This is a genomic window from Paenibacillus sp. TC-CSREp1 (assembly GCF_050171015.1).
Classification (GTDB): Bacteria; Bacillota; Bacilli; order Paenibacillales; family Paenibacillaceae; genus Paenibacillus; species Paenibacillus silvae.
The window spans coordinates 317947-335641 of record NZ_JBNOKM010000002.1; the positions used below are offsets into that span (position 1 = coordinate 317947).

A 17695-nucleotide genomic window follows, 5' to 3' on the forward strand; every position below is an offset into this window, starting at 1 on the left:
CATACATTTGGGGGTTATACGATGTTAACCGAACAACAGATTAAAGGTATTTATATCCCTGTCATCACGCCTTTTACCGAGGACCGTGAACTCGATCTGCCTTCATTTCAAAACTACATCAAAGTTATGGCAAACAGTGGCATCCATGGCTTGGTGATCAACGGCACAACTGGAGAATCACCTACTGTGACATGGGATGAAGTGGAACAGCTTGTGAAAGCCGCGAAGGAAACACTGAGCAGCATCAACTCGTCCGTACCCATAATGGTTGGAACTGGAACCAATGATACCGCTTCAACGGTGGCGAGAACAAAGAAAGCTGCAGCACTTGGCGCTGACGCTGTTCTTGTCGTTACTCCATACTATAACAGACCAACGGAAGAGGGTATTTACGAGCACTTCCGCATGGCAGCCAGCGTGGGCATCCCCGTGATGGTATACGAAATCCCGGCCCGTACAGGGGTTAGAGTTTCCATCGAGATGATGAAAAAAATTATGAACATCGATGGCGTTATTGGCCTTAAAGATAGCACAAATAACCTCGACCTCATGACAGAACTGGTACGTTGCGGCTCAAAGCCCATTTTGTGTGGAGATGATACCTTCTTCTACGATATGTTAACGAAAGGCGCAGCCGGCGGCATGATGGCATCGGCAAGCATTAACCCAGAACGGTTCCTGGAAGTATATAATCGTTTTGTGGCTGGTGAAAAAGAAGATGCCTACCGTCTCTATGTTCAGTTGCTTCCGTTCATTAAACATCTCTTTGAGGAGCCTGCGCCAGCCATGCTGAAGCACCTGCTTGCCAAACAGGGCATTATCGCCTCTGCTCAGCTGCGTCTGCCTTTGATGCCCGCATCGGAACAGCTGAAAGCAAAGATTGCACTGTAATTTACACGATCACGCCTATACCTTTCGGCAACTTCTATAGATTCAGACACAAAATAAGCCACAGCTTCTGCTGTGGCTTTTATTTATTTCGCAACAAAACCATGATATAACGTATCCACTACAAGAGCAGGCGCTGCGTTTCTGGCGAGATTGCCGCTGATCACTTGCTGCCATGTCAGAAAGAGCACAGAATAGAGCACTTCTACAATCCACGTTTTATCTATATCCGAACGGAAAAAACCTTTCTCCTGAAGCACTTCGATGGCATGCAGCACCGGTTCTCTCAGCTTCAAATATGCCTCTTCAATATCCGCGTTACAGTTAACGGTTGCATCATGCGCCAGAAAATGGATTTTGTCACCAAGCGGTATTAGCGCTTCAATCAGCTCGGGGATATAATGCTCAGCCCGTGCCTCATCCAGCTTCACATGCTGCAGCGTCTCGTCAACGACCTCAATCGCACGCATCGCCAGGTGAATCATCAGCTGTTCACGGCTCTCCACATATCTATGTAACGTTGCAATGCCAATGTTCGCAGCTTCAGCAATGTCATTCATTGAGGCATTTGGCTTCTCGATAAGCAGCTTGGTTGCTTCATCCAATATGGTATACATTCGATTTTGTTTGAATGTTAACTTCTCTTTTTTCATCGCGAACGGCACCTCTGTTCATTTGAATCATCATTATATCTTTTAACATAACATACTTTTCCACAAAACCAATCACTAACTGCAAGTTGTCGCTTCCATATCTGGTTTAAAAGGAAAAAGGAAAAAACCGCCCGTAGGCGGCTTCTTAGCATCAAAGTTTCCCATCTCGTGCTCTGTTACAGCTCGATCACTTTGGTCGCAATATTCGCACAGAACTCACTGTCATGCTCGACAAAAAGCAATGTTGGTGTGTATTCCAGCAACAATTCCTCGATTTGCATACGCGAAATGACGTCGATATAATTCAGCGGTTCATCCCAAATGTACAGATGAGCCTGCTCACTCAAGCTTTTGGCCAAAAGTACTTTCTTTTTTTGTCCAGCACTGAAGGTCGAGATATCTTTCTCCAATTGCAGTCTCGATAAGTCCAGCTTACTCAAAATTGCTCTGAACAGACTCTCATCGATCCCCTGGCTGGCAGCATAGTCAGACAATTGGCCGCCGAGATTGGAGGTGTCCTGTGACACATACGATACTTTAAGCTGTTGGTCCTTGCGAGCAGCTCCTGTATGTGGAATATCCTCATCACAGATTAATTTGAGCAGACTTGATTTGCCTGACCCATTTGCACCGCAAAGGGCAATTCGATCGCCTTTTTCGACTCTGAAATTCACATCCTTGCATACAACATTGGAGCCGTAAAAAATCGAGACATGATCGCACTCGACCAGCTCATTTTTGTGGTAAGGCAGCGGGTGAATTTGTAAACGATCGGCGGTTTCAATATTTTTAAGGAGCTTGGATTTCTCCTGAATGGCGGACTGCTGCCTCTGCTCAATATTTTTGGAACGCTTCATCATCTTGGCAGCCTTGTGACCAATGTAGCCTTTGTCCACCTTGGACCCGGAATTTCGGGTTCCATTTTTGCTTTTCTCAACCTCATCTGACCATTTCCCGGTCCGTTTAGCCGAGTCCGACAGACGCTTGATATCCTTGATCAGTTTTTCATTGCTTGCGAGCTCATACTGATCCTGCCTTCTTTTGTTTTCCCACCAAGCCGAGAAATTGCCTTTCTGAATCTCAATGTTTGTCTTGTTGATGGACAAAATGTGATCTACGCAGTGATCCAGAAAGGAGCGATCGTGAGAAACCAGTATAAATCCGCTTTTGCTGCGGAGATACTCACCGACCAGCTTTCTCGCATGCAAATCCAGATGGTTGGTGGGCTCATCAATGAGCAAAAACCGGTTATCCTTCAGGAACAAAGCAGCCAGCATCACTTTGGTTTGTTCTCCATTCGATAGCGAATCGAAAGAGCGATAAAGCACATCATCAGACAGCTGGAGCAGATTCAGCTCTCTCATCAATTGCCATTGAACAAAATCGGGAACAATCTCGGCAACGATATCAACTGTCATGGCTCCCTTGTCATGCACGTGGAAAGGAAAATATTCAAAGCTGACATTGGCGGAAATATGGCCGCTGTATTCATATTTGCCCAGCAGCAAATTCAGAAATGTCGTTTTTCCTCGACCATTCCTGCCGGTAAACCCTAATTTCCAATCCGAGTCAAGCTGAAAACTTACATGTTCAAATATATTATCGTAACTGCCTTCATACGCAAAGGTCAGATTGGTAACGCTGATTATAGACATAGAGATCATCCTTTTTATGTGAAATATAAAAGTTAGTCGGGCAGTGTATAACCTGACATGGCTTGCATCACTTTCATATTTGAACATAATCAGGACAACGCAAAAAGCCTCATTTAGAAGTGTTTGTTGTGTCCGGATTCTGTTAGCTTATGTTGTGAACCATGCCATGATTGGTGTTCAGTGACAGGTTCACAACAACATCCACAACCTCTAGTTCAGTCAACACTTTTCCCACCCCTTTCTTCAAGCACACATAGAATATCAAAAACTTAACATGAATGACAATCACGGGTCAACCTATGCTAAACGGCTTCCTGGGTAGTTCATTGACGTCCTGCAAACGCGGCTAATCTACTTTAGCACCATAGGAGCGTGCAAGAAGAACCGCCTGTTCGCGATCCATGCGTACCCCTTTCCAATCCAGAGATTTCAGATCTATTCCATCCAGAATAGCACCACGCAGATCAGCACCCTTCAGCTTCACCTTGCTCATGGACACTCTCGTGAGATCACAATCACGCAGGTCTGCTTTGGTCAGATCACACTCGCTCAGATCAGCTTCAAAGAAACGTATGCCACGCAAATCCTGTTTCCCAAGCCGGGTATGTCTCAGATTTGTATAAGACCAGTCGCCCTTCGTTAGGGTAATGCCGTCCATCTGGGCACCGGAGAAGTCCGATCCGGTCATTTTACAAGCCGTGAATTTGGAAGCAAACAGGTTCGCACCGCCAAACATACAGTTCTCAAATGCAGACTCCGTATGCAATGATCCATTCATAGACGCACCCTTAAAATCACATTCGATAAAACGGCAATTGTTCGTTTCGACCTCTTCCATGGAAGCATTCATGAACGTGCATTGTTTAAACACACAATTCACCAGCTCGCCATAACGCAGATCACGTCCTTCAAAGTGCACTGCTTCATACTCCTGATCCTTATATTGATACATTTTCACACCTCGTTTGATATCGTGTTGAAGTTCCATGCAGCTTGCTTTAAGTCACATGCCTTTAATGAATCACTTCAACTACTATACCATATGGATGTCAAGTGTATTACGTTTACACAAGCACTTTTGACATTCTATACAGGGATACCGCAGGTTTGTTGATTTCTCCGACCTTTTTGTACCCCAAACGTTCGTACAGCTTAATCGCACCGGTATTTTCCTGTCTGACAGTTAATGAGGACTTTGTTAAACCTTGCAGGACAGCCTGCTTCTCCGCATGCCGAATCAATTCGGTGCCTACCCCGAGCCCCCTGCTCTCTGGCAGCGTGGCAAGGATACCAATATGATACTCATCGTCTTCACCTTCTTTTAACGTCACCATCGTATAGAGCTCTTTCCAATGGCGCAGGTAGTATCCGATCAGCTTCCACTTGTGCAGATCAAACAGCTGCGAGAACGTCGGCATCGCCAGCTTGTTCATTAGAGTTGTCGGATAACAGATGATCATGCCAAGAGTTTTTCCATCTCGGACAGCCTCATAAGCATGCTCATGGCTAAACCGATTATTTCGGGTCTTCCACAGCTTTTGAAAGGTTTTTTCAATAACCGCAGGTGTTCTTGACCCCGCCAAGGAAAACTTCAAGTCATCCAGTGCCATCTCAGTTAATTTACCTCCAACTTCTGACTCTGGACTTGCTTTCAAAATGGCGGTTTGCGGGTTTGCTTTTACAATATTGGTTTTGCTCATAGCTCTCACTCCTGTAATCTTCTCTTGGTATGGGTGTCTGTTATTTAGTTGACGCCAAGCCAGGCGTAATGCCTTCCACGATGACGTTTACCGCCTGGATCGATAAGCCTGTAAAATGCTCAACCTGCTCAATGACTTTATGCTGCAATTCTCTGCAAACCTCATGCACCTTGCTGCCGTAACGCATAATAACTCGCACATTAATCTCCACAAGGTCGTCTACTCTTCGAATGTCTATGCCATTTTGCAGGCTGCGGCCGCTCCATATTTTGCTAATGCTTTCAACCCACCCGGCAGACATAGGTGAAATCTCGCGGGTAGCACTTGTTATTTTGCCGACCATTTTGGAGATAACCTCATCCGATATCTGTATATGACCTAATGTTTGTTGTATCAGCATATGAATCGCCTCCGATATTTTTGATAGATAATACTATCATTTAATTTAAATATATATCACAGGAGAATAAAATACAACTTTTTCTGTAAAAAGCAAAAAAACCGCTGTAATTGCGGTTTTTGGTTTTCAATCTATGTTAGAAAATATATAACCGGAGATTAATCCCACAAATTCATTCATGAGCTGATGTACTACAAATACGCTTTAAACCAGGCCTTCACCTGTTCAAAGCTGTCCACACGCAGCGAGGGTTTGCCGCTTTTGAGCAAGGAATGGTTGGAGCCTGGATAACGAATCAGTTTTGTTGTTTTGCCATAACGCTTCAGGGTTGTATACAGCTCTTCAGCCTGAGCAATCGGCGTTCGATAATCCTGCTCACCATGCATAATTAACAGCGGCGTTTCGATTCTGTGGGCATGAGCCAGCGGGGAGCGAGACCACAGATAGGCTGCATGCTCTGCCGGATTGCCACCGATTACACCTTCGACATAGGAAATGCCGATATCACTTGTCCCGTACATGGACAGCCAGTTGGAGATACAGCGCTGTGTAACAGCGGCCTTGAAGCGATGAGAATGAGCGATAATCCAGTTCGTCATGACGCCTCCATAACTGCCACCTGCCACACCCAAACGTAATTCATCAAGCTCATTATATGATGCAAGCGCATAATCCACGGCCTCCATCAAGTCCCGATAATCTCCACCAGCAAAGTCTCCACGGCATGCCCGGGCAAAATCCTGCCCGTATCCGATGCTTCCACGCGGGTTAACCCATAAAACGGCATATCCTTCTGCAAGCAGAGTCTGCATCTCATGGCTGAACGTTCCGGTATACATCGCGTGCGGACCTCCATGAATCTGTAGAATCAAAGGAAGCTTGCTCCCGGATCGTGAATCGGGTATAGCCAGCCACCCCTGAATCAACCAACCGTCCGAGGATGAAAATTCAATTCGTTGAGGGGCGTTAACCTGCCGTTTAGCCATAAATTCATCATTTCGGCGAGTGAGTCTGAGCATTTGTCCGTTTTCGACCTCTACGATATATAGCTCACTCGGATGTGAATCCGTCAACGCCGCAATCACCAGTTTTTTCTCATCAGCAGATACCGTATATTGATACACATCCTTCTCACCTGCCGGGGTGACTGCTTCGCAGCGTCCGTCAGTACGGACTCGATATACATCCACATTGCCGTGATGCGTGCCCAGAACATATACACCCTGCTGCGGAAAAGATCGACTGATTACCGGAGAAGGTGAAGCACTGGCCGATTTCATATCACTTAAAGCCGCATTGCCGATATGCATATCCAATTCAGGTGCCATTAGCCTGGGTACCCCCCGTTGTACGGGAATGGTAAACAGTTGATTGTGACTTCCGCTTCCGTATTGACGGTCACTGGCAATGAGAATGAGCTGGCTGCCATCAGGTGTAAACGAAAACTGGCTGATCTGAAGACTGGAATCTGTGACCTGGTATGGCACTGCCTCCTTCCCCTCATTCATGGAGACAATATATACGTCCGAGTGGTACAGCAGATCCGGGTCCACATGCTCTTCTTGCGTTTGTTTGGAAATAAATGCAAGCTTGAGGCTATCGGGAGACCATATCGGCATACTGACGCTCCAGCAGCCAGAGGTGATCTGTGTGATTTGCCCGCTGGCAATCTCGTAAACAAATAAATGGGTGTACTGACCATCCCACCAGCCCGCACCTTCAGCCTTTGGTGTCGTACGTTCATAGGCCTTACCACGTAATACAGATGTCGGAGCAGCAGATAATGCAGCATCGGAGCCGTTCATCGACTCATCATCTTTGGATTGAGCTCTATGCCCAGCTGCATTTGATTGAATTTTACTGGTAAACGCAATATAACTCCCGTCGGGAGACCAGATATAACTTATGATTTTACGTTCAGGAGATATGAGCATTACCGCTTCCGCCTCTCCTGTTGGAAGGCACCACAGCCCCTTACCCGCCTCAGTCGAACGCAGGAAAGTCAGCGTGCCTCCATCTGGTGACCAGGCAGGAGACGAGTCTTTCGTGCCATCGGTCAAAGCTACATCTTCCGTTCCGTCCAGGGAAATTCCACGAATCTGGGTGTTATACTCATTCTTTACCTGATCAATCGTCTGTTCGACGTATGCAACCTGCCCGTTTATACTGATCACAGGCTGACTGATCCAGCGGTATTGATTCAGATCCTCCGGCATAATCTGGCTTTTTTTCATCACCCTGTCTCCCTTCCGTTTTATTTATGAGTAGACTCTGTTCGAGGATCAAGCACATCCCGCAGCCAATCACCGAGGAAAATAACGCCCAGCACTGTAAACGTAATCGCCAGCCCCGGGAAAGTCGCAACCCACCAGCTTGTGGCTACATACTGCCGCCCATCGCTTAACATGCCTCCCCAGGATACATCCGGCGGTTTGATTCCCAGTCCGAGAAAGCTGAGCGAAGCTTCCATAATAATGGTTGTGCCCACATTCATACCACAGATGACGATAAAGGAGGATAATACGTTAGGCAAAATATGCTTTACTATCAGTCGTCCATTTTTGGCACCAATCGATCTCGCAGCAAATACGAAATCTCGCTCTTTGATACTGAGCACCTCACTTCGGACTACACGGGTGAATGGAACCCAGTTCGTTACACCGATCACCAGGATTAATGTTGTCATGCCGGGGCCTGCAATTGCCATCACAACAAGCATGAACAGAATCGTCGGGATCGCCATAAACGCATCGCCTACCCGCATAATTATGGCGTCCAGCCATTTTCCATAGAATCCTGAAATCAATCCCAGAATCGCTCCAATTATGCCGGAGACAATCACGGCCCCCATCCCCACAATGAGCGATACACGTGCACCATACACGATACGGCTCCACATGTCTCTGCCCAGATTGTCGGTTCCCAGCCAGTATTCGGCTGTCCCGCCTTCTAGCCATGCAGGTGGTTTGAGCCGATTGAGCGGACTGACTGCTGCCGGATCATGACTTGTAAGCAGAGGTGCAGCAATAGCAATCACGACAACCACCAATACCAGCACAGCACCGAATAATCCGGTCTTGCTAACCAGCAGCTGCTGCCAGATGGAACGAAAGCCAACAAATACACGTTTATGATTAGAATCATCGTTGTTATGGTTGTTGCCCGGTTCTGCGCCCTGAATGGACATTTCATTGCTGTCTCTCATGGATCGCACCCCCTTCTAGTCATATTTGATACGCGGGTCTAGCAGTCTGTAAGACACGTCCGTCAGAATGTTGACAAGCACGACGATAAAAGCAATCACAAACACAGCCGCCTGCACGATAGCCATATCATGGGTATTTACTGCTACTACGAGCAGCTGGCCCAGACCCGGCCAGGAGAATACCGTCTCGGTAATCAGCGTACCTCCGATCAAACTGGTAAATTGAAGGCTCATAATGGTCACGACCGGAATCAGACCGTTGCGAAAAGCATGTTTAACAATGACCGTCAAGCGGCCGAGCCCTTTGCTGCGTGCCGTGCGAACATAATCCTGGTTCAGAATTTCAAGCATGCTGGAGCGAATCAATCGAGTCATCTGAGCGGCTAAACCAACCCCCAGAGTAAATGCGGGCAGAATCAGATGTGACAAGCCCCCGCGCCCCGAAACGGGCAGCACACCCAGCATGACAGAGAATAGCAGAATCAGCATAATCCCCATCCAGAAGTTTGGCATCGCCTTGCCAATAACCGAAATGCCCGAAATGAGCAGGTCGGTAAACGTATTTCGTTTCACCGCAGAGATGACCCCCAGCGGCACAGCCATTAATACGGCAAAAAACATAGCTGCAGCAGCCAGCTCAAAGCTGGCAGGCAGTCGCTCCAGCACCAGCTCCAGTGCTGGCTGATTGTAACGGAAAGATTGACCGAAATCGCCCTGGATTGCATTGCCCAGAAACTTCACATATTGAGTGTACAGAGGCTGATCCAGACCCAATGCCTCTGTTAATACAGCCCGATCCTCCGCTGTAGCTGTCTCAGGCAGCATCAGCGCAACAGGATCACCTGTGACTCGAACCAGCACAAATACGATCAATGACACAATAAAAAGTACCGGAATAATCTGTAGCAGAGATTTGAATACGTATTTGCCCACTCCCGGCTCACCTCCCTTTTCAAAAAAAGAACGACAGGAACCAGTTCATCCAGTCCCTGCCGTTCACGGCTTACTCATGCAATGACAGGTGGTATAAGCCTGATGTTACTTTGCGGCAGGTGTAATTTCGTCAGCGTAGAACATCTCATCACTGCGCGGTGCAAAGTTCACTTTGTCATTGGTTCCATAGACGCCTTCCATCTGATACAGATACACAGCCGGACGCTCTTCGGCAAAAATCTGCTGTACCTGCTGGTACTGCTTCTCACGAGACTCAGGGTTCATGTTTACCAGAGCAGATTGCAGCAGCTTCTCCACCTCCGGATTGTTGTAATCCGATTCACCTTTGGCTTCTTCCACCATGTAACGGTTGTAGTTGTTTGAAGCATCGAACAAGGAGTTACCAATACCAATCATGAAAATTTCCTTGAATGATTTGGAGCTGTAGCGCTCGCTGAATGCACTCGGCTCAAGCACGTCCAGATTGATTTTGAATCCGGCTTGATCCAGCATCGCGGCTACGACTTCAGCTTGCTCTTTATATTGGGAGGAGACCGAAATCGTCATCTCAGCTTGCCCTTCAGCATATCCCGCTTCCTTCAGCAGCTGCTTCGCCTTGTCCAGATCATACAATGATGTTTTGTACAATGACGGATCGGCACCGAAGTTGCCTGGTGTCACCGAAGTCCGGGTAACAATTCCTGCTCCGCCAGCAATGCTGTCCACAATGCCTTGTTTGTCAATCGCCAGGTCAATCGCTTCACGTACCTTAGGATCAGCGGTAATGCTGCCCTCGGTCTGGCGGAAAATCAGCTGAAGCACACGCTGAATCGGTGCTTTCACAATTTTCTTATCTGCTTCGCCTTCGATACGAGCAATGTCTGTGGACGGAATCGAAGCTGCAACATCAACACCGCCAGCAAGCAATTCGGATACACGAGTAGATGCTTCAGGGATGACACGGAAAACAACTTCATTCCACTTCGGCTCACCGCCGAAGTATTTGTCATTTTTCACAAGCTCTACACGGTCGTCTTTGGTCCACTTACTGAACTTGTATGGGCCTGTGCCTACCGGCTCTTTCAGGAATGCATCCATGCCCTTGTCTGCAATATACTTTGCAGGCAGCATGCCAGCACCCATTTTGGACAACCGATTAAGAAGCAACGGGTCTTGTCCTTCTGTAATGATGTCGACGGTATGCTCATCAACTGCTTTGACTTCAACGATGTTTTTGAAATAACTGTTTTGTTTCAACGTATTGTCTTTGGCTACACGCTCCAGCGTGAATTTCACATCCGCTGATGTGAATGGATCACCATTGTGGAAGGTTACGCCTTCACGCAGCTTGAATCTCCATGTCGTATCATTCACTTGCTCCCATGATGTGGCGAGCGCAGGTACTTTTTTCTGTTGGCTGTCATTTTTGACCAGATAATCAAACACGTTCACAAGCACCGCTTCGCTGGCAGTATTGTTATTGTTGTGCGGATCGAAGCTTTCAATATCGGTTGCCGCTGCAATCGTTAATGTGCTGCTGGCTGTCGCTTCACTGCCGCTTCCCTCTGATGCCGTATTGTTCTCTGTACCTTTGCCGCTTCCTCCACAGGCACTTAGCACCATCACCATTGCCAGCAAGGTAATCCACAGACCTGTCCATTGTCTCTTATTCATTGCGATTCTTCCCCCTTAGAAGTCGTATTTCTTGCCAGATACTCAAGTGCTACAGCGGATAACAGGCCGACACCATAAGGCATAACCTTCTCATCAAGATCAAACATCGGATGGTGAAGCGGATATCGCGTGCGCTGCTCTTCGTTTCCCGAACCTAATCGGAAGAACACACCCGGCAAGTGCTCACAATAAAAAGCAAAATCTTCACCGCCTGTAGACGGCTTGATATAACTCCACCCCTTCTGTGCATTCACCTCGTCACAGACATCCGTCAAGAGATCAACCATGCCCAGATCATTGACTACAACCGGATAACCGTCACCATAGATCACTTCACATCCTGCGCCAAACGAACTGCATACACCGTTTACCACTTGTTTGATCAGATCAGGCATCCGTTCACGCAATTCAGGTGATAAGGTTCGCACGGTACCCACCATCTCCACTTCCGGTGCGATCGCCGTTCCCATATAACCTCCGGTAATTTTACCTATGGTCACCACAACAGGTTCCAGCGGATCAACCATACGGCTGGCAACATTTTGCAGTGCGGTAATAACTTGTGCCGATACTGCGATAGCATCGATGCCTTCATGAGGACGGGCCGCATGTCCCCCCTGACCATGAATTTTGATCACCAGCCGATCAGCTGATGCAAAGGCAACACCCTGACTCACACCGACTGTTCCTGTATCCTGACCCGGGGTCATATGCAAGCCCGCAATGGCATCCACCTTGGGATTCTCCAGCACTCCGTCCTGAATCATCGCTCTTGCACCAGCGAGACCTTCTTCGGCAGGCTGAAAAATAAATTTGATATTGCCCGACTTCGGTCTGCCAAGACTCGTAAGCAGTTCTGCTGCCCCCATCAAAATGGATGTATGTGCATCATGACCACAAAGATGAGCCTTGCCCTGTACTGTCGAGCGGTATTCTACATGCTTCTGATCCTCAATCGGCAAAGCATCCATATCAGCCCGCAGTGCAAAGGTAGGTCCATCCGTCTCTCCGCGAAGCAGACCTGTCACACCTGTCTGTCCAACATGACGTGTTACCTCCAGTCCAAGCTGCTCCAGATGCTCGGCTACAATTGCTGAAGTACGATGCTCCTCATAACCAATCTCCGGGTGGCGATGCAAGTCTCTGCGCCAGGCACTTAACTTGGCTTGCAATGGCTGAGCAAGCTCTATCAATTCGGATTGTTTCATTAAACGTCATTCCTTTCCTTTTCCTCTGACTCAGACAACAGCCGTGCATAGATTGCATCCGCCGAGAACTCGATATGCCTTTTCATCGTTTCCCGAGACTGTATGCTGTCCCGAGACTTCAGCGCTTCAAGAATTTCCATATGTACCTCGTAGTTCACTGAACGAATTCGCTCATTATAAGGCATCAGATCCAGTGCCGGGTTAATCTTGGTACGAATCTGCCTCACAGCTCTCTCGCAGTATGGATTGCCAGAAGCTTTAGCTATGGTCAGATGGAATTTGACATCCAGTGCCCTGAACCACTCACGCGTACAGTCCGGCTCAATACTTTGTTTCATATAGTCATGCAACAGCTCAAGCTCGCCTGCGGTGATCCGCTCAGCAGCCAGGAAAGCCGCTTCTGGCTCAATGATTGTCCGATATTCAAACACCTTGAGCATCTGGGCCCAATCCCGCTTGATCTCTTCTCTTGTACGTTTATGGGAGTTGGCCGTCAGCGGCAGGACAAATGTTCCACCTTTAGCCCCCACTCTCTTCTCGATCAATCCCTTATCCTCAAGCGCAGAGAGTGCTTCGCGTACGGTAATACGGCTTACATTAAACATCTCGGCCAAATCCCGTTCGGCCGGGAGCTGCTCTTCACTCATCAGCTCTTTCAGAATGATAGCTTCCTCGAGCTGTTCCCGAATAAATTCACTAACCTTTTTCGTTGATACTTTCTCGAATCGAAAGGAGAATGGATTAGACATCTGAACACTCCGATCTGTTTATGGTCTAGACCTTATACCATTAATATAATTCCGACTAAACTGATATGCAATACTTTTTTTCTAAAAAACAACATTTAATTCGTTTCCTGCTCCTAATCCACTCTCTTCATGCCGAGATATATCTGATAAACAGAGAAAAAAGACGCTCTGCCGCCAGGCAAAACCTCTTTATCATTAGATTAAGCACTTTTGATTAAACACTGACCGAATGATTTAACGTACCTGCTCGTCAGAGATGTATATCCATCTGCTAAGGTTCTTTGTTGGCAAAAGGTTTGAAATTCCTGGTCACAGCAAGCCGCTTGCTGCCTTCAAGATAGAACTGATCCTCCGCCCTCCAGGTATGACTTGCCTTGTTCTGCCTGCGAAGATACACATAGTTGTATGGCGAGGTCGCATAAGCCTTGTATCCCCTCTTCCTGCATTGCCTGAGAAACGTTACATCCTCTCCAACCGAACGGTCGGTGAAGCGAACTCTCTTTAATACCTTTTTACGGAACAACAAGGTGCCTCCTTGTACGAATTCCACAGGTTTGTTTTCCTCGCCAGGAGATCTTACCAGCAATACTCGTGAAGCCTCCAGATAAACCAGACAAGAGTGTTTGCCCACAATATCACTACCAGTTCGCCGGAGCGCATGCACCTGTTCTTCAAGATAGTAAGGAGAGTAATAGTCGTCATCATCCATTTTGGCTATCAGTGAATAGCGGGCTCTGGTTATTCCGGCATTCAAACATTGCCCCAGCGAGACCCTCTCCGGTACCCGGTATACGTGAACATGCGTATATTTCCGTATCTTTTTCTGAACCAAACGCATGTCCATGCTGTCCAGATTTAAAATAATAATCAGTTCTTTCCCCTTATAACGCTGACGACTATAGTTTTGCAGGATGTTATCGAGAAATTGCGGCCGATTGGTACAAACAACAATAGACACCGGATGAGAAAGCTGGCTGCTCAACATATCCCCTCTTTCAGCTTGTTTTCCCTCATCCTATGTACACGCATCCTGCCCGGTATAGACTGCTTTCTCTACTTTTTAACAAAATGCACAAAAAAACCTCTTCCCTTGTGAAAGGGATAGAGGTTCGGGAGTTAAACGTATCAGTTATTAAATTTTAGTTATCAAAATAAACCGCTTTGCCTGTACGCGCAGACTCGTAGATGGCCTCCAGAATCTTGGAAACCACCAGGGCCTGTTTAGGGGTAACCACCGGCTCGATATCCTTGTCGATCGCTTCGATCCATCTTCGCATCTCGATGTCTGGTGCATTTTCTGAAGCTCCTTCATAGAAATCTACCCCGCCTGAGCTCAGCTCAATCTCGTTTGTGTACAGGCGGCTGAACTTCTCGCCATTAATACGAAGTCCGTTTTTCATATCCGCACCCGCTTCTGTACCGCTCAGGCTGCATTTGGCCTCATCCACATCGAGAGAGTTCAAGGCCCAGCTGGATTCCAGCATGATGGTTGCCCCGTTTTCCATCACAATCATGCCAAAAGCCGAATCCTCAACCGAGAATTTCTGAGGGTCCCACGGTCCCCACGCATTGGCTGCATTTTCTCTTTGGGAAAGCTCGTGATGTGTCGTGCCGAGCACCACTTTTGGCTGATAATTATTCATCATCCATAATGTCAAATCCAGTGCATGTGTTCCAATGTCAATCAACGGTCCGCCGCCCTGCTTCTCTTCATCCAGAAACACACCCCAGGTCGGCACGGCTCTTCTGCGAATGGCATGGGCTTTGGCAAAATAAATCGAACCAAGCTCGCCTGCATCACACAGCTGCTTCAGATACAGACTGTCCTGACGGAAGCGGTTATTGTATCCGATGGTCAACTTTTTCCCCGTGCGTTCTGCGGCTTCCAGCATAAGCTGCGCTTCTGCTGCCGTCTTTGCCATCGGTTTTTCACACATGACATGTTTGCCTGCCTCAAGCGCTGCGATCGAAATCTCCGCATGGGAAATGTTCGGTGTCAGCACATGCACAATGTCCAGCGAAGCATCCTTCAGCAGCTCCTGATAATCCGTGTATATGTCTGCACCTTCGGAACCGTATTGCTTCCTGGCCTCCACTGCACGCTCCTCGACAATGTCACAGAAAGCAGCCAGTTCAACGTTATCCAGCTTGCTCAGGCTCGGCAAATGCTTGCCATTCGCAATCCCGCCACAGCCGATAATTCCAATGCGATATACTTTACTCATGCTAGTCACCCTCACTTTGGTATTGTTGTTTTATTTTATGAAAATGGTTGTTTTACTTCATGGAAATGGGTTGTTTCATTTTGCGAAAAGCCGACGGAGTCATCCCGAGCCGCTTGCGAAACACGGCATGCAGATAATTGGCGTTGTTAAAGCCGGAGGCCAGCGCAATCTGCTCAATGGAAGCATTGCTCTCCTGCAAGTTATTGCACACTGCCCGCAAACGAATGTCCTCCAGCACACGGCTGAATGGCATATCCGGCTGAACCTGATAGAAAATACGCTGCAGCTGACGGCTGCTGATGTGTAGCTTCTCGGCGACATGCTCCAGCGTCACAGCCGAAGCGTGATTGGCTTCCATGTACTGCACGGCAAAATCATACCGATATGCCGTCATGTCCCGCACAGGTGCTTCAGCCCGGATACCACCGGTATCATATGCGCGAACAGTTTTGAGCAGAATGCTGACCACCAGCTGCTTGATCGAGGTATAATATCCGACCATTTTATGATCACATGCTTCATAGGCTTCAAGAAAACAGGTCATCGCACGATGATAGTCCTGAACAGGAATATGCGGAAGTGTTCTCAGCTTTTCAATGGTCTCCTCCGATTCGGCTGCTTCCCAAGGATCGACATACTCTCGCGGCTTGTGCACAATGTCCACGTGAAGACACAACTCATCCATGTCCTCTTCCGCATCTGCCTCCTGATAATGAACAACGCCAGGCCCGGTCAGATATAACATGCCTTCAGACAACGCATGAGTCTGATCATCAATAATCACCTTGCCTTTACCTCTGGGGATCAGATGGAATTCATATTCTGCATGGTTATGAAAATCAACTATACGTCCCGCTGGAAACGTTGTCAGATGGAAACGCAGCACACGAATTTCGTAATGTCCCCATACCACGGTAATATCAAGCCGCTCCAGCAGATCCTGCCGGTCAAGCATTTTCCCATACGGATACAGACTCAAGCTGCCTTCCTCCTTAACATTACTTAACACCGAGCCTTTTTTATCTATATATGTTGAAGTGGAAATTTTACACATCCACTCCGATGACAGAACAACCTTCCAATCGCTGTTATCCCCAGATTTTTTTGATTCCCTTTTCCAAAGGGGAAAATCCGGTGATAAAGGCGACCGCTCCGCTTTTTCAGGTTTTTTCTGTCCTCTTCGTTAACGTGTAAATAAATAATTCAATTTATATTGCTTTCCAGCTCTACGAGAGCAATACGTCGGCCTTGCTTCGCTGAACGATTCGCCGCTTCCATCAGGCGGGTTAATTCCATCGCCATCTCAATGTTTTCAATGGCTTCTGTATCCTGCTGGATATGGGATACCCATTGATTGAATGCGCTTTCCACACTTTCAGCAACAGGAAGCTCTGTCCATTCGTTATACTGCTTCTCCCCTTCTTTCGTGCGAATTAGCAATTTATTCTCAGGTGTGCCGTACAGCAATGTCCCCTGTGTACCATGCAACTCAATAACAAACGGCGAATGACTGTTTACAAACCCGGCCTCCACTACACCAATCGCTCCCGATGCCGTTGATAGCGTTGCTACCGCATTGTCCTCGACTTCTTTGCCTGTAATATATCCAAAGCTGGCGTTTACCTCCGTAATGTCCTCATTCAGGAACAATCGGGTCAAGTACATCGGATGACAGCCCAGATCAATCAACGCTCCACCCTGGCAATCCTGCAAACTGTAGAAATGCTGCGGCAGCCAGTCTGATATTGCACCATCGTGAGACAACCGCACTCTGACATACGTAATTTGTCCGAGCAGCCCGCGTTCAAGCACCTCCTGAATCATTGCTGTATAGCCAGCGTAGAGGCGTGGCAAAGATACGGTCATTTTCACCCGGTTAGCCTGAACCTCTTTCAGAATCATATTGGCTTCTGCTTGTGTAGCTGCAATAACTTTTTCCGTAAAAATATGTTTGCCTGCCTTGGCGGCAGCTGTAATAACCTCTTCATGCAGTCTTGTTGGTGCGTCTACGATCACTGCATCAATGTCATCCTGATCCAGCATATCGGCAAGGGATGCATAAAAAGGAACGTTCAGGCGCTCAGCCGCTTCCTGCCCACGCTTTTCATCTTCATCCCAAACGGCAGCCATAACCGTATCCTGATGCTCCTGTACTTGTTTGATGTAATCCCATGCATGAACATGCCACAAGCTGATTTTACCTATACGAATAGTCACGAATGTCTTCCCTCCATAGTATATAATATTCTGACATTTATCTATAAGGTATCACATGATGCGGCTATTTTTAATCGAAACTCACGACAATAAATATATAATATTGCGACACTTGTTTGCTCAAACGAAACTAAAGGTGTATACACGAAATCCCATTCCCTTAATATATAAAAGCAATTGCCGGATAC

The 17695-nt window shown here is 47.4% G+C and carries 16 protein-coding genes; 1 reads left to right on the top strand and 15 read right to left on the bottom strand.

What is annotated here, in order from left to right:
• Positions 1-21: 21 nt before the first annotated feature.
• Positions 22-891, top strand: a complete 870-nt coding sequence (gene dapA / locus ACQSGY_RS04015) for a 4-hydroxy-tetrahydrodipicolinate synthase (RefSeq protein ID WP_427050758.1) — start codon at positions 22-24, stop codon at positions 889-891.
• 83 nt (positions 892-974) lie between these two features.
• On the opposite strand, the gene ACQSGY_RS04020 is transcribed toward dapA, so the two are convergent.
• The 15 genes from ACQSGY_RS04020 to ACQSGY_RS04090 all read right to left on the bottom strand — a co-directional run bounded on the left by ACQSGY_RS04020 (position 975) and on the right by ACQSGY_RS04090 (position 17507).
• Positions 975-1541 carry a TetR/AcrR family transcriptional regulator gene (locus tag ACQSGY_RS04020; protein WP_427050759.1) on the bottom strand — a complete coding sequence of 189 codons (567 nt, stop codon included), beginning with the start codon at positions 1539-1541 and terminating at the stop codon, positions 975-977.
• A 176-nt stretch (positions 1542-1717) separates the two neighbouring features.
• Complete coding sequence (abc-f, locus tag ACQSGY_RS04025) at positions 1718-3196, bottom strand: ribosomal protection-like ABC-F family protein (RefSeq protein ID WP_427050760.1); 1479 nt, start codon at positions 3194-3196, stop codon at positions 1718-1720.
• 346 nt (positions 3197-3542) lie between these two features.
• Positions 3543-4148, bottom strand: coding sequence for a pentapeptide repeat-containing protein (locus ACQSGY_RS04030; RefSeq protein WP_427050859.1), 606 nt, complete (start codon positions 4146-4148; stop codon positions 3543-3545).
• Positions 4149-4260: 112 nt separating this feature from the next.
• Entirely contained in the window at positions 4261-4896 is a 636-nt protein-coding gene (locus ACQSGY_RS04035; RefSeq protein ID WP_427050761.1) for a GNAT family N-acetyltransferase, read from the bottom strand.
• Between the two features lie 40 nt (positions 4897-4936).
• On the bottom strand, positions 4937-5296 hold the full coding sequence (locus ACQSGY_RS04040) for an Asp23/Gls24 family envelope stress response protein (protein ID WP_427050762.1): 360 nt from the start codon (positions 5294-5296) through the stop codon (positions 4937-4939).
• A 191-nt stretch (positions 5297-5487) separates the two neighbouring features.
• On the bottom strand, positions 5488-7530 hold the full coding sequence (locus ACQSGY_RS04045) for a S9 family peptidase (RefSeq protein ID WP_427050763.1): 2043 nt from the start codon (positions 7528-7530) through the stop codon (positions 5488-5490).
• A gap of 20 nt (positions 7531-7550) precedes the next feature.
• Positions 7551-8501: an ABC transporter permease gene (locus tag ACQSGY_RS04050; RefSeq protein WP_427050764.1), complete on the bottom strand. Its 951-nt coding sequence runs from the start codon at positions 8499-8501 to the stop codon at positions 7551-7553.
• A 15-nt stretch (positions 8502-8516) separates the two neighbouring features.
• Positions 8517-9434: an ABC transporter permease gene (locus ACQSGY_RS04055; protein ID WP_427050765.1), complete on the bottom strand. Its 918-nt coding sequence runs from the start codon at positions 9432-9434 to the stop codon at positions 8517-8519.
• Between the two features lie 105 nt (positions 9435-9539).
• Positions 9540-11108, bottom strand: a complete 1569-nt coding sequence (locus tag ACQSGY_RS04060) for an ABC transporter substrate-binding protein (protein ID WP_427050766.1) — start codon at positions 11106-11108, stop codon at positions 9540-9542.
• Entirely contained in the window at positions 11105-12316 is a 1212-nt protein-coding gene (locus ACQSGY_RS04065) for a M20 metallopeptidase family protein (protein WP_427050767.1), read from the bottom strand. The genes ACQSGY_RS04060 and ACQSGY_RS04065 overlap by 4 nt, the downstream gene beginning before the upstream one ends.
• Positions 12316-13065 carry a FadR/GntR family transcriptional regulator gene (locus ACQSGY_RS04070; RefSeq protein ID WP_427050768.1) on the bottom strand — a complete coding sequence of 250 codons (750 nt, stop codon included), beginning with the start codon at positions 13063-13065 and terminating at the stop codon, positions 12316-12318. The genes ACQSGY_RS04065 and ACQSGY_RS04070 overlap by 1 nt, the downstream gene beginning before the upstream one ends.
• 271 nt (positions 13066-13336) lie before the next feature.
• Positions 13337-14050, bottom strand: coding sequence for a glycosyltransferase (locus ACQSGY_RS04075; RefSeq protein ID WP_427050769.1), 714 nt, complete (start codon positions 14048-14050; stop codon positions 13337-13339).
• 154 nt (positions 14051-14204) lie between these two features.
• A complete protein-coding gene (locus ACQSGY_RS04080; RefSeq protein ID WP_427050770.1) occupies positions 14205-15290 on the bottom strand; it encodes a Gfo/Idh/MocA family protein in 1086 nt (361 codons plus the stop codon).
• Between the two features lie 52 nt (positions 15291-15342).
• Positions 15343-16269 carry an AraC family transcriptional regulator gene (locus tag ACQSGY_RS04085; RefSeq protein ID WP_427050771.1) on the bottom strand — a complete coding sequence of 309 codons (927 nt, stop codon included), beginning with the start codon at positions 16267-16269 and terminating at the stop codon, positions 15343-15345.
• 224 nt (positions 16270-16493) lie between these two features.
• Positions 16494-17507 (bottom strand): Gfo/Idh/MocA family protein, encoded by a 1014-nt coding sequence (locus ACQSGY_RS04090; protein WP_427050772.1) that lies wholly within the window; start codon positions 17505-17507, stop codon positions 16494-16496.
• Positions 17508-17695 lie beyond the last annotated feature (188 nt).